This window comes from Bacillus sp. ISL-51 (assembly GCF_018613535.1).
In the GTDB taxonomy this organism is placed as follows: domain Bacteria; phylum Bacillota; class Bacilli; order Bacillales; family Bacillaceae; genus Bacillus.
Genome location: NZ_JAGGQB010000005.1, coordinates 255,198 through 271,228 on the forward strand (window position 1 = coordinate 255,198; position 16,031 = coordinate 271,228).

Consider the following 16,031-nt stretch of genomic DNA (forward strand, 5'->3'; position numbering starts at 1 on the left):
CCTTCACACACGTTCAGCTTTCCTTGACGTGAAAGCCTGCCGCTTTATATAGCGCTTCCCTTGATTTATTGTATTGTTTTGTCTGCTTGTTAAACGCTTCGGTTTGTTTTAACACCTTTTCGTAGGAATCGTTCACTTTGCTGATCTGTTCATCAAGAGCATCGGCAGTCAGGTCTTTTTTCTTAATCATTTTGTACAATTCTTTGTCGTATTGAATCGCTTTTTCATAATCTTTATGCATGCCGGTGTACGATGCATAACGTTTTTCCATATGGACAGCCGCTTCTTTAGCCTTTTTCTTAATGGTTTTATCTTTAATCGAGTCAGCTGCTTGTCTGGCGTCTTCAAATTCTTTTTTAGAGCTGTCAATACTGTCTTTTTCCGTTTCTAAATGCCGCTCTCGCTGATCCGCATTTTTAAGCGCTTCATCCGACAGAGAAACGATTTTGGAATAATCGTCCATGTTCAGCTGAATGACTTCGTTATACAGCTTATCGTCTTTCTTCTCTAATTTCTCTAATGTCTTCTGTTCCTTTTGAAACGGCTTTTCCGCTTGAACGGCTTTTTCCATCGCATCATGAAGCGTGTCAACCGGATCCTTCCCCCCGCAGCCTGAAAGCAGCATACTTACAGCGCCGAGTGCTCCGATGCCAGCAAACATCCGTTTTTGAAAATTATTCACACTGAAATCCCCCAATCTTGACAATTTCCACTATAGAAGCCTCGGCGCCGTTTGACAATAGCTGAGCTGTAATTGCTTATTTCTGCATGCTTCGGGATTGCAGCCGTCAGGAGATTGTCAAAGAAAACTTGCACAAAAAATTAGAGAAAACAGGGCGTATGACCATACATCTTTTTGGCTTTTACATAGGTTATAGTAGACGCCGGCCCTGCTGACAAAGGGTCAGCGTAATTAAAAGAGGAGGTTTTTTTATGTACGGAGGATATGGATACGGATATGGCGGCGGTTGTTGCGGTTACGGCGGCGGTTACGGCGGCGGTTACGGATATGGCGGAGGATACGGCTGCGGAGGCGGATATGGCCGCACGTTCGCGTTAATCGTAGTATTATTTATCTTATTGATCATCGTTGGTGCCGCTTATTTAGGAGGAGGCTGCGGCTGCTGATCGCCGGCCATGAAATTGACCAGCCTTTTAAGGCTGGTCATTTGTTTCGTTGCACCCCGGTAAAGAAATTCGCTATAATTTACATATAAAGCTTTAGGAGTGAAGTTTCTTGATTACTATGGAAAATATTGTCCGAGACGGGCATCCCGCGCTCAGAGAAATCGCAGAAGAGGTGCAGCTTCCCGCGTCCGACGAAGAAAAACAGCATCTTGCTGATATGATTGAGTTTGTGAAAAACAGCCAAAACCCGGAGTTGGCCGAAAAATACCAGCTTCGTCCGGGTGTAGGGCTTGCGGCTCCGCAAACCGACGTAAAAAAACGGATGATCGCTGTTCACGCTGAAGATGCTAAAGGAACATTATACAGCTACGCGCTGTTTAACCCTAAAATCGTCAGCCACTCAGTCGAAAGAAGCTATTTAACAAGCGGAGAAGGATGCCTGTCTGTAGACGAACCCATTCCGGGCTACGTTCCTCGCTACGCCCGCATCAGAGTGAAAGGAACGACGCTTGAAGGGGAACAGATTGACATTCGCCTCAAGGGCTTTCCGGCTGTAGTGTTTCAGCACGAGATTGACCATTTGAACGGGATTATGTTTTACGACCATATCGATAAAGAAAATCCGTTCAAAGAACCAGACAATGCCATTGCCATTGATCGGTAAAAAATGACCGGCACTTTAGAAGTGCCGGTATTTTTATTTCAGAAGGCCAAGCTCTTTTACAGCGTAGCTGATGCCTTCCTCGTCTACAGGTTTCGTGACGAAATCAGCTGCCTCCTTTAATTCCGGCACAGCATTTCCCATCGCCACCCCAGTGCCGACAAACCCGATCATCTCAAGATCATTTAATCCGTCGCCGAAGGCATAAGTGTCACTGATTTCATACGGAAGCCGCTCAAGCACTCTTTTTATCCCCTCAGCTTTTGAACCTCCGCTCGGAAGCACATCAGTTGACAGCTCATGCCAGCGGACATAATCAAACTCCGGAAAAGCTGCATATGCTTTTTCTTCATGACCCCGGCAGAATAAAAGCAGCTGATAGATTTCTTTCCCTTTATAAAACTGTTCATCCACCTCGGGATACGGAGCTTTCAGAGTGCCGATCCCTTCTGAGACGTGCGGATGTCCGGCAATTGTCGTTTTCATTGTGTCCTCAGCCATAAATACAACAGGATGCTCCCCCTCCGCGGCCTGCTGCAATAAACGTTCGATCGCATCTTCAGGCAATGGATTTTTATAAATCACGTCACCCTCAAATACGACAAACTGCCCATTGTAAGAAATAAACGATTGAATATCGAGCTCTTCGAGAATCGGTTTTACCAAAAACGGAGAACGGCCGCTGGCGATAAACACGTGGTGCCCGGCGTCTTTAAGCGCCGCCACCGTTTTTCTTGTGCTTTCGGGGATATGCTTATCATGGTCGTATATTGTTCCGTCAATATCAAAAAAGATTAATTTAGGTTTCATATCAATTTCTCCTTTATCCCATTTATCATCGTCTTTTCCACTTTCATCATACAGAAAGTTTTCGGCCCGGCAAACCGTCTAGTTTAAATTCCATTTATACCCACGAAAAACAAAACAGGATTTCCCGCATACTACTGCTATAAAGGTAATTGTTAAGCCTAATGGGAGGTATGCACTATGCTGCGCAGATTACGAAAGAAACTCAGACGGCAGTGGGGCGGAATGCTCCGAAAAAAAGTCATTGGCTGACAGGGATCCTTCGTTTTTCGAAAGTCCCTTTTTTGCTCAAGACTTTCCTTATATTCCGTTTTCGAATATAATAGAATAAGCGAGTCTAACATACGGCATTTAAGGAGAGATTTGGATGATTTATAAGGTATTTTATCAAGAGAAGGCTGACGAAGTACCTGTTCGTGAAAAAACAGATTCACTTTATATTGAGGGCGTTTCAGAACGGGACGTCAGAACAAAGCTGAAAGATAAGAAATACAACATTGAATTTGTTCAGCCTGTAGACGGTGCTTTCTTAGAATATGAGAAGCAGAGCGAAAATTTTAAAGTATTGGAGTTATGAGCGGAATGAAATTTGTAAAAAATGATCAGACTGCCGTTTTCGCCCTCGGCGGATTGGGCGAGATCGGGAAAAATACGTACGGGGTGCAGTTTCAGGATGAAATTGTACTGATTGATGCGGGAATCAAGTTCCCAGAAGATGAGCTTCTCGGCATTGATTACGTAATCCCTGATTACACGTATTTAGTAAAGAATGAAGATAAAATTAAAGGTTTGTTTATCACCCATGGCCACGAAGACCATATCGGCGGTATTCCATACCTGCTCAGACAAGTAAATATTCCTGTTTACGGCGGTAAACTCGCGATCGGCTTACTTCGGAATAAACTTGAAGAGCACGGACTGTTAAGACAGACGAAATTAAATATTATCGGAGAAGACGACATTGTTAAGTTTCGCAAGACGTCTGTGTCCTTCTTCAGAACGACACACAGCATTCCGGATTCATACGGAATCGTCGTCAAAACACCCCCGGGCAACATCGTGCATACCGGTGACTTTAAGTTCGACTTTACACCTGTAGGCGAACCGGCAAACCTGACAAAGATGGCGGAAATCGGGAAAGAAGGCGTGTTATGCCTGCTGTCTGACAGTACAAACAGTGAAGTTCCTGATTTCACCATGTCAGAACGCCGCGTAGGCGAAAGCATTCACGATATTTTCCGCAAAGTGGACGGCAGAATTATATTCGCGACGTTTGCTTCGAATATACACCGCCTTCAGCAAGTGATTGAAGCAGCCGTTTTAAACGGCAGAAAAGTCGCCGTATTTGGACGCAGTATGGAATCGGCTATCGAAATCGGACAGACCCTCGGGTACATCACATGTCCGAAAAATACATTTATCGAGCATAATGAAATCAATCGGATACCCGCAAATAAAGTAACGATTTTATGTACGGGAAGCCAGGGTGAACCGATGGCGGCGTTATCACGAATCGCTAACGGCACGCACCGCCAGATTTCAATCAACCCGGGAGATACGGTTGTCTTTTCTTCTTCTCCGATTCCCGGAAACACAATCAGCGTAAGCCGCACCATCAACCAATTGTACCGTGCGGGCGCAGAGGTTATTCACGGATCTCTGAGTGACATTCATACATCCGGACACGGCGGACAGGAAGAGCAAAAGCTGATGCTCCGCCTGATCAAACCGAAATTCTTCATGCCGATCCACGGTGAGTACAGAATGCAGAAAATGCATACAAAACTCGCGATGGATTGCGGCATACCGGAAGAGAACTGCTTTATTATGGACAACGGCGAAGTGCTTGCGCTGAAAGGTGAAGAAGCTTCTGTGGCAGGTAAAATCCCGTCCGGCTCCGTTTACATTGACGGAAGCGGAATCGGTGATATTGGAAATATCGTGCTTCGGGACCGCCGTATTCTTTCAGAGGAAGGCCTTGTCATAGTTGTCGTAAGCATCAATATGGATGACTTTAAAGTATCGGCAGGACCTGACTTAATATCCAGAGGTTTTGTTTACATGAGAGAATCCGGTGATTTAATCAACGACGCACAACAGCTGATTTCGAACCATTTGGAAAAAGTAATGGATCGGAAAACGACGCAGTGGTCAGAAATCAAAAACGAAATTACCGATACACTTGCACCGTTCTTATACGAAAAAACAAAACGCCGCCCAATGATCCTTCCGATCATTATGGAGGTATAATAAAAGCTGCACTCATGATGAGTGCAGCTTTTTTATTGCAGCGGAATATGCTGAAAGGCTTTCACGTCAAACAGCCCCGTTGCCGTCATTTTAACATCCGGAATCACCGGCAAAGCTAAAAATGAAAGAGTGAGAAACGGGTTAAAATCCCCGGTAAATCCGATCAGCGGAAGCTTTTCCTGAAGCACGGCCAAACTGTCATTTACCCACTCCGCCGATTGGTCAGAAAGCAACCCCGCAATCGGCAGCGGAACAGAATGAAGCAATTCCCCGTTTTTAACGGCGGCTAATCCTCCGCCGATGTCGTGGAGCTGGTTGATCGCCGCGGCCAAGTCCGTATCGTTTGTTCCGACGGCGATGATATTGTGTGAATCATGAGAAATGGTGGTGGCAAGCGCCCCTTCTTTTAACCCGAATCCATGAACGATTCCGAGCCCCATGATTTTTTCTCCGCTATGCCGTTCCACGACGGCGATCTTTAATAAATCATGCTCGATATCCGGCTGGAACATGTCAGAAGGCGGCGCGGGCACTTCTTTCCGTCTCGTCTCCAAATGATTCGGTATGATTTGAATCACATTCATATGTTTTCCTTCTTGAATCGGCATGTGAAAATCCAATTCAGTCAGCGGCGCTTTCAGCTGCACGGTGCCCAGGAGCGCGGCATCTGGTGATTCTGAGTCAGCCGTCTGCTCATAAGTCGTCCGGCCGTTCTCCGCAACCGTTCGTCCGTTCACCATCGTCTTTGTAATCGTGACCTGCCGCAAATCGGAAATAAACAGCAAATCAGCATCAAATCCCGGCGCCACCGCTCCTTTCGTATCAAGGCCGTAACACTCAGCGGCGTTTAAGCTGCCCAGCTGATAAGCCAAAAACGGATCAAGGCCGGCTGCTATGGCTAATTTGACTTGGTGATTGACACTTCCTTCTGAAAGCAAATCGTCCACATGCTTATCATCCGTACAAAAGAAAAAACGCCGCGCATTTTTTTCATTAACCGCCGGCAGAACGCTGAGCGTATTTTTTGCCACTGATCCTTCACGCAGCATCACATACATTCCCCGTCTGATTCTGTCCAGCGCTTCTTCTTTTGTCGTCACTTCATGATCATTTGACACCGATGCGGTTCTGTATATATTAATCAAATCAGAAGATAATCCTGCTAAATGTCCGTCAATCCGTTTCCCGTGAAGTTTGGCATCGAGCAGTTTCTCGACCATATCCTCTTCTCCCTCGGCAACAGACACATAATCCATCACTTCCGCAAGCCCCAATACCCCTTTCTCCTGATAAAAAGGCTGTAAGTCAGCGGCTTTTAACACCGCGCCTGAGCGTTCAAAGCTTGCAGCGGGAACACAGGAAGGGAGCATAAAATGAATGTGAAGCGGCGCTTTTTTCGCCTGCTCTATCATAAATGAGATGCCTTTTGCCCCAGAAACGTTTGCTATTTCGTGCGGATCGGTAATGACAGCGGTCACGCCGTGCGGAAGGACTGCTTTTGCAAACTCAATCGGAGTAACCATAGAGGACTCGATATGAACATGTCCGTCAATAAAGCCTGGAACGATCATCTGGCCCTCTGCATCAATGACTTCTTCCCCTTCATAATCACCCAGCCCGACGATCATTCCGTCAGTGATGGCGATATCTGCAGAGATCCATTCCTGATTAAATACATCCATGATTTTTCCGTTCTTAATGACGGTATCGGCTTTTTGTCTGCCGGCCGAAGCGTTCAGCCGTTTAGCCAGTGTTTCTTTGTTCAAAATGGGGCCTCCTCTTTTTCTTTATATGGTACAATATGCTATCGGATCGCGTAATCTTAGTCAATAAAAATTGAAGAAAACACCGCTTACACGCTAAATGTCTTTCTATTCTGACATATAAAAAACCGTCCTGTTCAGACGGCTTTAGTCTACTTTGTATGCAGCACTCTTTTTTCAAAACGTGAAATGTCTGAAATAGATCCGATGACGATCAAAATATCTTCTTTTTGAATGACTTCAGTTGCGAGCGGAGATACGATGACCTCTTTTTCCCTTTTGATAGCGACGATGTTAATTCCGTACTTCGCCCGAATGTCCAAATCAAGCAATGTATTCCCGGCAAGGCGGCTGTTGGCCACGATTTCAACGATGCTGTGTTCATCGGACAGTTCTAAATAATCGAGCACGTTGTTCGATACGATATTATGTGCGATCCGCTTTGCCATGTCACGCTCAGGGTGGACGATATGATCGGCTCCGATTTTCGCCAGCACTTTTTCATGATAATCGTTTTGCGCTTTTACCGTGATGGTTTGAACGCCTAGCTCCTTTAAAATAAGTGTTGTTAAAATACTCGCCTGTATATTCTCGCCGATTGCCACAATCACATGGTCAAAATTGCGCATCCCTAAATTTTTCAAAACAGATTCATCGGTTGAATCGCCGATCACCGCATGTGAAGCGATTTTGGCGTATTCATTCACTTTATCTTCATCAATATCCATCGCCATGACCTCAAGGCCTTCCTCACTTAACGCTTTGCAAATGCTCCCCCCGAAGCGGCCAAGGCCGATAACAGCAAACTCTTTTCTCATTACAGTGCTCCTTTAATCAATATCTCTTAGTAGGAATATTATCATATTTTCGGCAAAGAATTCATATAGCGCTTAAGCTTTTCTGAAAAGCCCGGAGATAAATACAGGTCAGCCCCGCGTTCGATTTCCTCCTGATAATGATTCGGAGGCGCAATTTCCTCCGCTTTTTCAAGCACGAGAAACGTCAGACAGCCGGTGTATACACGGCCATTGGCACAAGCATCTATGAAAGCGGGACGATACGTATGAGAATCGACGCCTTCCCTTTTATACAAATAGGTTGCCGCTTCAAACGGCAGCTTGTACAGCACCCCTTCAGTCCGGCCGCCGTCTTCTACAAGATCGGCTCTGGAACCGTCAGGACGCTTTAATGTGAATCTCGTCGAATACCCTTCAACAACGGCCCCTCCGACAGGCTCGGCAAAAAAGTGATCGACCCCCGCCTGTTTAAAGCGGGCATTATCCATGCAGGAGCCGTATGCGAAATAATAAACCGGGCTGTCATCCTCCCGCTTCATAAACCGGTACTCTTTCCAGTCTCCGCTTTCGATACGGTCGAACGGAACACATTTTTCCGGCTTCATGACATAAGCGAAGGCGGTTTTATTCCCGAGATCCGTATTCACGGCGACCTCTCTTCGCTCAAAATCCAGATAATGAGCATCCAGCTTACGGATCATCTGATGATCTGTTTCGTACAGTTCTCCGTAAATAAAAGATGTTCCTGTTAATGACGCCGCCGGCTGACCTTTATCAGTTTCGTACAGCACGCCGTTTATTGCCGCCTGTTCAAACACACACCGCTCACCTTTCAACAACTGATGGTTTTTTTCACGCTTCCGTAACAGACCGTATGCAAAAAGAAGCACCTCATCTTTCCTCCTTTTGGACAGCAGCCGACTCCAATGGCAAAATCACCTGAAACGTGCTGCCTTCCCCATTTTTGCTCTTAATGTTTAGTTTACCATTATGCTCCTTCAAAATTCGTAAACAAATCGGCAGACCAAGTCCTGTCCCCTGATCTTTTGTGGAGAAAAACGGTTTTCCTATATTTTTAAGTTTCTCTTTAGACATGCCGTTTCCCTCATCCTGTATGCTGATAACCGCATCATGTTCTTTCTGTTCAGTGCAGATATGAATATATCCTCCGTCTGGCATGGCTTCTATCGCGTTTTTTATAATGTTGATAAAAACCTGTTTCAGCTGATTTTCATCACCGTTGATCATACAGGACTCCGTATGGCTGAAATCTTTTTCGATCACCGTGTTAGACAGGACCGCGTTTGTATCCAGAAGCGTCGTCACCTGTTTTAAAATATGATTAAGATTATGAGAATTAAACGCCACGGTCTGCGGCTTAGCAAGCAAGAGCAGTTCACCCAATACAAGATCAATTCTTTTAATCTCTGAAAAAATGATATCGAAGTAATCCGTTCTTTCCGGGTACTGGGCTTTCATCAGCTGGAGAAAGCCGCTGACTGACGTTAAGGGATTTCTTACTTCATGGGCGATTCCCGCCGCGAGTTCGCCGGCGATGGCAAGTTTTTGAGATTGCATCGCGAGCCGTTCATTCGTTTCCAAAAGCTCATCCACCGCTTTTTTCCGTTCGCTGATGTCGGACATCGTGCCGAGGCTTCCGACAAATTGCTGTTTTCGGTCATAATAAAGCTTATAGTGGACTTCTCCCCAAAATATGGTGCCGTCCCTTTTGATATATTTGGCCGTAAACATACCCGACGCCGACTTTTGTTTAATTTGGGAGGAAATATAATCAATGATATGCTTTTCTTTTATAAAATAATCGTTATACATCGTGCCCATGCATCCGCTGATTGAGTGGCCCGTGATAGCCGTCCAGGCTTGATTTAAATATGTAATATTCCCATGTGAATCCGTTTGAAAAACAATTTCCTGCAGATTATCCATGATACGGTTTTTTTCATCGGATAACGCCTTTGCTTTCTGTTCACTGTCTTTCAGTTCTATCAATAGCTGCTTTTTATCATCTACATAATAAGCCAGCAGCCAGACGCTGATTAATGCGACGGCTGTAAAGGTGATGTCAGCAGGCCAGTTAATCGGATTCCGCTCAATAATATAGAATAAATAATCCCAAAATATAATAAAAATAATTCCCATGATTACGGAAATGATGCGCACTTGATATTTTCCCATATTCCCACCTGCCGCTAGCGTTTCTCTGTATATTGTAACATTGTTGACTGCATTATTGACTAAAAAATGATAACTATTCCCAATTATTTGGGCAGTTTGCTTGCTATTGTTCGTGTGTTTTGCGCAACTCAATGAAAAAAGGCCGGAATCTTCATTCCGCCCTTCTCCTGTCCATTATTTATCTTTTAGTGCTTCCTGAATTTCATCAAGCAGCATTTGCGCACCTTCAGGGCTTAAAATAATTTTACCGTTGCCGTATTCTTTATTATCAGTCGTAATTTCTCCCGTCATTAAGCAAATACCGTGCGGCTTATATTTTTTTAAGACAATTTTGTCTCCGTCTACAAAAAACTCGATACTATCTTTAATCGCAATATCTAATGCTCTTCTTAATTCAATCGGCATGACAATACGCCCAAGTTCGTCTACTTTTCTTACTACACCAATTGATTTCATAGAAATCCCCTACTTCCTTTAATGTCTCTTATATATGTCCAAGGAAAATCCTTCATAAACGTAGACGAAGGTAATAGAGCAAAAGTTTCTCCGCTTACGGAAATGATTGTTTTTTTACAGATTGAAGTCCGTATGAAACATCGGATACAGACTTTCCCTCCTTTTTTACAAAAACATTTCATTCCCGGCGCAAACCCCCAAAAATCGTGTTTTTTCTTAGAAACTTTAAATGTAGAATCAATTAAATAAGGATAGGGATTGGGTGAAAATATGTTTCAATCAACTGAGATCGGAATCGACTTAGGAACCGCCAATATACTAGTTTACAGTAAAAATAAAGGAATTATTTTGAATGAGCCTTCTGTTGTCGCTATAGATACAACAACAAAAGCGGTGCTGGCCATCGGTACCGATGCGAAAAACATGATCGGAAAAACGCCGGGGAAAATCATCGCCGTAAGACCGATGAAAGATGGCGTCATTGCTGATTATGATATGACAACTGATTTATTAAAACACATTATGAAAAAAGCCGGAAAAAAGATCGGCATGACTTTCCGCAAACCGAATGTCGTTGTATGCACGCCTTCAGGCTCAACTGCTGTCGAACGCCGGGCCATCAGTGATGCCGTCAAAAACTGCGGCGCCAAAAACGTTCACTTGATTGAAGAACCCGTGGCCGCTGCGATCGGAGCCGACTTGCCGGTTGACGAGCCGGTAGCGAATGTCGTCGTGGACATCGGCGGCGGAACGACTGAGGTAGCCATCATTTCATTCGGAGGCGTCGTATCATGCCACTCTATCAGAATCGGCGGCGACCAGCTTGATGAAGATATCGTTTCGTTCGTCAGAAAAAAATACAACCTGCTGATCGGGGAACGAACGGCGGAACAGGTGAAAATGGAAATCGGCTTTGCGCTGATTGAACACGTGCCGGAAACAATGGAAATCAGGGGCCGTGACCTTGTGACCGGGCTTCCGAAAACAATCAGACTGCAGTCAAATGAAATTCAGCATGCGATGCGTGAATCTCTCCTGCACATTCTTGAAGCGATCAGAGCCACGCTTGAGGATTGTCCGCCTGAGCTGAGCGGGGATATCGTCGACCGCGGCGTCGTGCTAACCGGCGGAGGCGCGATGTTAAACGGCATGAAAGAATGGCTGACAGAGGAAATCGTCGTTCCCGTTCATTTGGCGGCAAACCCGCTTGAATCAGTGGCAATCGGCACGGGACGTTCTTTAGAAGTGATAGACAAGCTTCAAAAAGCCATTAAATAATAATATTTACAAATATCCTGCTTCTTTTTTCTCCGGTCAGCTCATATTGTGAGAACGGAGAAACATTAAGGAGGAAGCATATGCTTAAAGATGTAGGAAGACGCGTAGCCGTGGCCGTCATTTTAAGCGGTATTATTTTAGGGGGAATGAGCATTTCATTAGCCAATATGCCCCATTCCCCGGCGGGAAACACAGTAAAACCGAATCACCCGTAAAGACGCAGCGGAGGCTGTGTCTTTTTCGTTTACGCCCCTTTCTTTCCTTTCTGCGTTGATATTTGATATGATGAGAAAAACCGATGAGGAGGAATGAACCATGAGTTCGTTTACTGAAAAGTTAAATACATATGCTCAGCTGGCCGTAGAAGTCGGCGTCAATGTCCAGAAAGGACAGCATGTGGTAATCAACGCCTCAACCGATGTCCGTGATCTTGTCAGACTGCTTGCCAAGCACTCGTATGAAAAAGGCGCTAAACATGTCACCGTAAACTGGCAGGACGATGAATTATCCAGATTAAAATACGAAATGGCCCCTTTTGAAGCGTTTGAAGAATACCCTGAATGGGAGGCAAAAGGCAAAGAAGAGCTCGCCAAAAAAGGAGCGGCGTTTATTTCTGTCGTGTCCTCTGATCCCGATCTGTTAAAGGGAACTGACGGCAAACGGATCGCAGCCTTCCAGAAGGCCGCCGGAAAAGCATTACATACATACAGACAATATATTCAATCAGATAAAGTAAGCTGGACGGTAATCGGAGCAGCTTCAGCAGGCTGGGCGAAAAAAGTATTTCCGGATCAGCCGGAGGAAAAAGCCATTCAGCTTTTATGGGAGGAAATCTTCAAAACAACCCGTGTAAATGAGGAAAATCCCGTGGAAGCTTGGAAGAAACACGACCAGAACCTACATGAAAAGGTGGAGCACCTTAACAAAAAACATTACAGCGCGCTGCATTATCAGGCTGAAGGCACAGACTTAACCATTGAGCTGCCGAAAAAACATGTGTGGGCAGGTGCGGGAAGCGTCAATGAAAGCGGGCATGAGTTTATGGCAAACATGCCGACCGAAGAGGTTTTCACCCTGCCGCAGCGAGACGGCGTAAACGGGACAGTTTCCAGTACAAAACCGCTGAGCTATGGAGGAAACGTGATCGACAACTTTACCCTTACCTTTAAAAACGGCCGCATCGTTGATGTAAAAGCCGAAAAGGGCGAGGATATTTTAAAAGGCATCGTCGAAACCGATGAAGGGTCACATTATCTTGGAGAAGTTGCCTTAGTCCCGTATGATTCTCCGATTTCTAAATCAAATATTTTATTTTACAACACACTATATGATGAAAATGCATCAAACCACCTGGCAATCGGCAGCGCGTATGCGTTTAATATTGAAGGCGGAAAACAAATGACACGTGAAGAGCTTGTCAAAGAAGGCCTGAATGAAAGTATTACGCATGTTGATTTTATGGTCGGTTCCAAAGATATGAATATCGACGGTATTACAGCTGACGGCAAAAGAGAACCTGTCTTCAGAAACGGAAATTGGGCATTTTAATAGAAAAAGGAGGCGAATCGGCCTCCTTTTTTTATTTCGCATCATATATTTGCAAGTTGGCGCAAACGGTTTCCAAAACGGGCGTCTCCACGGATAAACGTTTGGCTTTCTCAAGCAGAAAACCGTGTAAATGGTCCCCTTCGGTCATTTGCCCCCTCTCCATATCCCTCAGCATAGAGGATTTCATATGGTAAGACATACTTGTCAATGTACGATAGCTCTCCTCTTCGAGATTCGGATCTGCCGGAATGCCGTCAGCCCGAAATATGGCTCCGAGTTCGGCAAAAAGACGTTTTGCCGTATTACGGCCGCTTTCTGTATCCAAAATGGGGCCGACCGGCTTTTGAAACAAGGAAGTCACTCCGGCTTGGGCGGCAATGAACATATACTTTTTCCAGATGTCCTTTTCAATATGTGTGCTGACTATAACGTCCGCCTTTATATCGGCAAATGCTTGTTCCAGCTTTCTGATACGTTCGGTGCGTTCGCCGCTCCACTCGCCGAAAACAAACCGGTGAGCAGCGCTTGTATGAAGAATTTCGCCCTTTTCGTTAAGGGCGCTCTCAATAAAACAGAGGCCTCCCAGCACCTGCTGTTTTGAAAAGGCGTCAAACAGCTCATTGTAATGCCTGTACCCGTTTAAAAACGGAATGATAACAGTTGAGGCACGTACAAACGATTTTACATCTTTTATAACCTGCTTCAGGGAATAGGCTTTTGAAGCAATGATAACAGCATCAAACTCCCCTTTATCTCCCGCACTGATTAATGCCGGCTTAATAGATACATCGCCTTTTTCGCTTTTTACGGTAAGTCCCGTCTGTTTTAATTGCTCCGTCCGTTTTTGACGGACGAGAAACGTGACGTCATTCCCCTTCTCTGCAAGCCGCGCACCGATATATCCTCCTACTCCTCCGGCTCCGACAATTAAAAATTTCATCATTTATTCCTCCGTCTCTTTATGTATGTTTAACAGCCGAGCGTATCACATCAAATGTTATGTCTATTTTACAAGGAAGTCAGAACATTGAAAACTTGTTTATAAGCAAAAAAGCAGAGTTTCCTCTGCTTTTTTATCATGCGTATAGTTCTTCAAGCTTTTTCTGCACATCTGTATTTTCAAGAAATTCGTCATAGCTCATTTGTTTGTCGACAATGCCTTTAGGCGTCAATTCAATGATACGGTTGGCGATCGTTTGTACAAACTGATGGTCATGAGAAGAAAACAGCATAGCGCCTTTAAAGCTGATTAAGCCGTTGTTAAGCGCCGTGATGGATTCCAAGTCTAAGTGGTTCGTCGGTTCATCCAAAATTAAAATGTTCGCGCCGGAAAGCATCGCTTTTGACAGCATACAGCGCACTTTTTCTCCCCCGGAAAGGACGTTGGATTTTTTGTTGACTTCTTCACCTGAAAACAGCATACGGCCTAAGAAGCCGCGCAAGAAACTCTCACTTTGGTCATGCGGCGAGTATTGGCGGAGCCAGTCAACAAGGTTCGCATCACTGCCGTCAAAATAATCGCTGTTATCTTTAGGGAAGTACGCTTGAGAAGTTGTCACGCCCCATTTAAATGTGCCGCTGTCAGCTTCCATTTCCCCGGAAATGATTTTAAACAATGTCGTTACAGCCAGCTCGTTACGGCCCGTAAACGCGATTTTATCCTCTTTATTCATAATAAAGCTAACGTTATCGAGTACCTTGACTCCGTCAATCGTTTTTGTCAGCCCTTCTACCCGAAGCACGTCATTTCCGATCTCGCGTTCCGGCGTGAAATTGACGTAAGGGTAACGGCGTGATGACGGTTTAATATCGTCGAGCGAAATTTTATCAAGAAGTTTTTTTCTGGATGTCGCCTGTTTCGATTTAGAAGCGTTGGCGCTGAATCTGGCGACAAACTCTTGCAGCTGCTTAATCTGCTCTTCTTTTTTCTTATTGGCTTCCTGAGAAAGCTTTAACGCAAGCTGGCTTGATTCATACCAGAAATCGTAGTTGCCGACATAAATTTGGATCTTGTTAAAGTCAAGATCAGCAATATGTGTGCACACTTTATTTAAAAAGTGGCGGTCATGGGAAACGACGATGACTGTGTTTTCAAAATTAATCAGGAACTCTTCCAGCCACTGAATCGCTTTGAGATCCAAGTGGTTCGTCGGTTCATCAAGCAGCAAAACGTCAGGCTTGCCGAACAGCGCTTGTGCTAAAAGGACTTTCACCTTGTCTGATCCGCCTAAGTCTTCCATTTTCTTCGTATGCAGGTCTTCTGAAATTCCTAAGCCCTTTAACAAAATGGCAGCTTCACTTTCAGCTTCCCATCCGTTTAATTCCGCAAATTCGCCTTCAAGCTCAGCGGCCCGGATTCCATCTTCATCAGAAAAATCAGGCTTCATATAAATAGCGTCTTTCTCCTGCATGACCTCATACAGACGCTTATGGCCCATGATAACGACTTTTAACACTTCGTATTCTTCATATTCAAAGTGGTTCTGCTTTAAGACAGCCAGACGTTCGCCGGGGCTCATGTGAACATCGCCCGTCTGCGGCTCAAGCTCACCTGATAAAATTTTTAAAAACGTTGATTTACCGGCACCGTTTGCGCCTATTAATCCGTAGCAATTGCCCGGCGTGAATTTAATATTTACATCTTCAAATAACTTACGGTCCGCAAAACGTAAGCTCACATTATTTACAGCAATCATTTAGAATCCTCCATCGTGTCTATCATCATTAAAAGTATACCATGAATAAAGGGGAAGAGAAATGCTTCCTGTTAATTGCTTAGTCGAAAAACACGTATGCGCGAAACGGGCAGCTCTGTGATACAATAGTAATATACATATATCAACACGGAGGAACAAGTTGAAGCTTTTAACACTTACCGAATACTGTTTATTGATTTTTTTCACGGGGTTTTATTTGGCTGTAACCGGCTTTAACGCACAGGATATCGGCTTGTATATCGGAATTGCCCTCATTTATACGTTTTCACATATCTTTTCGAAACGGCTGCTTCAAAAGCGCGGAAAAGAGCAGCAGCAGGTGCATCTTTTTTTCAGCGTCCTCGCGATTGTCGGGTCAGTGCTGATCACTGTATTTTTCATCACGGCAGCTGCCTCGTTTGCGAAATAAAAAACGCCGGCCGTCCGAATC

General features: G+C 44.8%; 17 protein-coding genes. 8 read left to right on the forward strand and 9 right to left on the reverse strand.

Annotation, left to right across the window (positions count from 1 at the left end; all coding sequences use genetic code 11):
* Positions 1-13: 13 nt before the first annotated feature.
* Complete coding sequence (locus J7E26_RS06045; RefSeq protein ID WP_214799565.1) at positions 14-682, reverse strand: YkyA family protein; 669 nt, start codon at positions 680-682, stop codon at positions 14-16.
* Positions 683-933: 251 nt separating this feature from the next.
* Here J7E26_RS06045 and J7E26_RS18600 point away from each other — a divergent pair, with 251 nt between their 5' ends.
* A complete protein-coding gene (locus tag J7E26_RS18600; RefSeq protein WP_214799567.1) occupies positions 934-1,128 on the forward strand; it encodes a YjcZ family sporulation protein in 195 nt (64 codons plus the stop codon).
* A 109-nt stretch (positions 1,129-1,237) separates the two neighbouring features.
* Entirely contained in the window at positions 1,238-1,792 is a 555-nt protein-coding gene (gene def / locus J7E26_RS06055) for a peptide deformylase (protein WP_214799569.1), read from the forward strand.
* 33 nt (positions 1,793-1,825) lie between these two features.
* On the opposite strand, the gene J7E26_RS06060 is transcribed toward def, so the two are convergent.
* On the reverse strand, positions 1,826-2,599 hold the full coding sequence (locus J7E26_RS06060; RefSeq protein WP_214799571.1) for a Cof-type HAD-IIB family hydrolase: 774 nt from the start codon (positions 2,597-2,599) through the stop codon (positions 1,826-1,828).
* A 364-nt stretch (positions 2,600-2,963) separates the two neighbouring features.
* Here J7E26_RS06060 and J7E26_RS06065 point away from each other — a divergent pair, with 364 nt between their 5' ends.
* Positions 2,964-3,173, forward strand: a complete 210-nt coding sequence (locus J7E26_RS06065; protein WP_061522037.1) for a DNA-dependent RNA polymerase subunit epsilon — start codon at positions 2,964-2,966, stop codon at positions 3,171-3,173.
* A gap of 5 nt (positions 3,174-3,178) precedes the next feature.
* A complete protein-coding gene (gene rnjA / locus J7E26_RS06070; protein ID WP_214799573.1) occupies positions 3,179-4,846 on the forward strand; it encodes a ribonuclease J1 in 1,668 nt (555 codons plus the stop codon).
* Positions 4,847-4,878: 32 nt separating this feature from the next.
* On the opposite strand, the gene ade is transcribed toward rnjA, so the two are convergent.
* The 5 genes from ade to J7E26_RS06095 form a co-directional block, all read right to left on the reverse strand.
* On the reverse strand, positions 4,879-6,612 hold the full coding sequence (ade, locus tag J7E26_RS06075; RefSeq protein ID WP_214799575.1) for an adenine deaminase: 1,734 nt from the start codon (positions 6,610-6,612) through the stop codon (positions 4,879-4,881).
* A 149-nt stretch (positions 6,613-6,761) separates the two neighbouring features.
* Positions 6,762-7,427 (reverse strand): Ktr system potassium transporter KtrC, encoded by a 666-nt coding sequence (gene ktrC, locus J7E26_RS06080; protein ID WP_061522039.1) that lies wholly within the window; start codon positions 7,425-7,427, stop codon positions 6,762-6,764.
* A 41-nt stretch (positions 7,428-7,468) separates the two neighbouring features.
* Positions 7,469-8,296, reverse strand: coding sequence for a gamma-glutamylcyclotransferase family protein (locus J7E26_RS06085; RefSeq protein WP_214799577.1), 828 nt, complete (start codon positions 8,294-8,296; stop codon positions 7,469-7,471).
* Between the two features lies 1 nt (position 8,297).
* Positions 8,298-9,602, reverse strand: a complete 1,305-nt coding sequence (locus tag J7E26_RS06090; protein ID WP_214799579.1) for an ATP-binding protein — start codon at positions 9,600-9,602, stop codon at positions 8,298-8,300.
* A gap of 174 nt (positions 9,603-9,776) precedes the next feature.
* Positions 9,777-10,058 carry a transcriptional regulator AbhA gene (locus J7E26_RS06095; protein ID WP_061522042.1) on the reverse strand — a complete coding sequence of 94 codons (282 nt, stop codon included), beginning with the start codon at positions 10,056-10,058 and terminating at the stop codon, positions 9,777-9,779.
* Between the two features lie 270 nt (positions 10,059-10,328).
* On the opposite strand from J7E26_RS06095, the gene mreBH reads away from it, so the two are divergent.
* The 3 genes from mreBH to J7E26_RS06110 all read left to right on the forward strand — a co-directional run bounded on the left by mreBH (position 10,329) and on the right by J7E26_RS06110 (position 12,884).
* Positions 10,329-11,336, forward strand: coding sequence for a rod-share determining protein MreBH (gene mreBH / locus J7E26_RS06100; RefSeq protein ID WP_214799581.1), 1,008 nt, complete (start codon positions 10,329-10,331; stop codon positions 11,334-11,336).
* Positions 11,337-11,416: 80 nt separating this feature from the next.
* On the forward strand, positions 11,417-11,551 hold the full coding sequence (locus J7E26_RS06105) for a protein YkpC (protein ID WP_214799584.1): 135 nt from the start codon (positions 11,417-11,419) through the stop codon (positions 11,549-11,551).
* A gap of 100 nt (positions 11,552-11,651) precedes the next feature.
* Complete coding sequence (locus J7E26_RS06110; protein WP_214799586.1) at positions 11,652-12,884, forward strand: aminopeptidase; 1,233 nt, start codon at positions 11,652-11,654, stop codon at positions 12,882-12,884.
* Between the two features lie 31 nt (positions 12,885-12,915).
* On the opposite strand, the gene J7E26_RS06115 is transcribed toward J7E26_RS06110, so the two are convergent.
* Together J7E26_RS06115 and J7E26_RS06120 are read right to left on the reverse strand one after the other, a co-directional pair.
* Complete coding sequence (locus J7E26_RS06115; protein WP_214799588.1) at positions 12,916-13,824, reverse strand: ketopantoate reductase family protein; 909 nt, start codon at positions 13,822-13,824, stop codon at positions 12,916-12,918.
* Positions 13,825-13,960: 136 nt separating this feature from the next.
* Positions 13,961-15,580, reverse strand: coding sequence for an ABC-F family ATP-binding cassette domain-containing protein (locus J7E26_RS06120; RefSeq protein ID WP_061522045.1), 1,620 nt, complete (start codon positions 15,578-15,580; stop codon positions 13,961-13,963).
* Positions 15,581-15,740: 160 nt separating this feature from the next.
* Between J7E26_RS06120 and J7E26_RS06125 the strand changes: the two genes are divergently transcribed.
* The gene (locus tag J7E26_RS06125; protein WP_214799590.1) at positions 15,741-16,010 is read left to right on the forward strand and encodes a hypothetical protein; all 270 of its coding nucleotides are present in this window, start codon (positions 15,741-15,743) and stop codon (positions 16,008-16,010) included.
* Positions 16,011-16,031 lie beyond the last annotated feature (21 nt).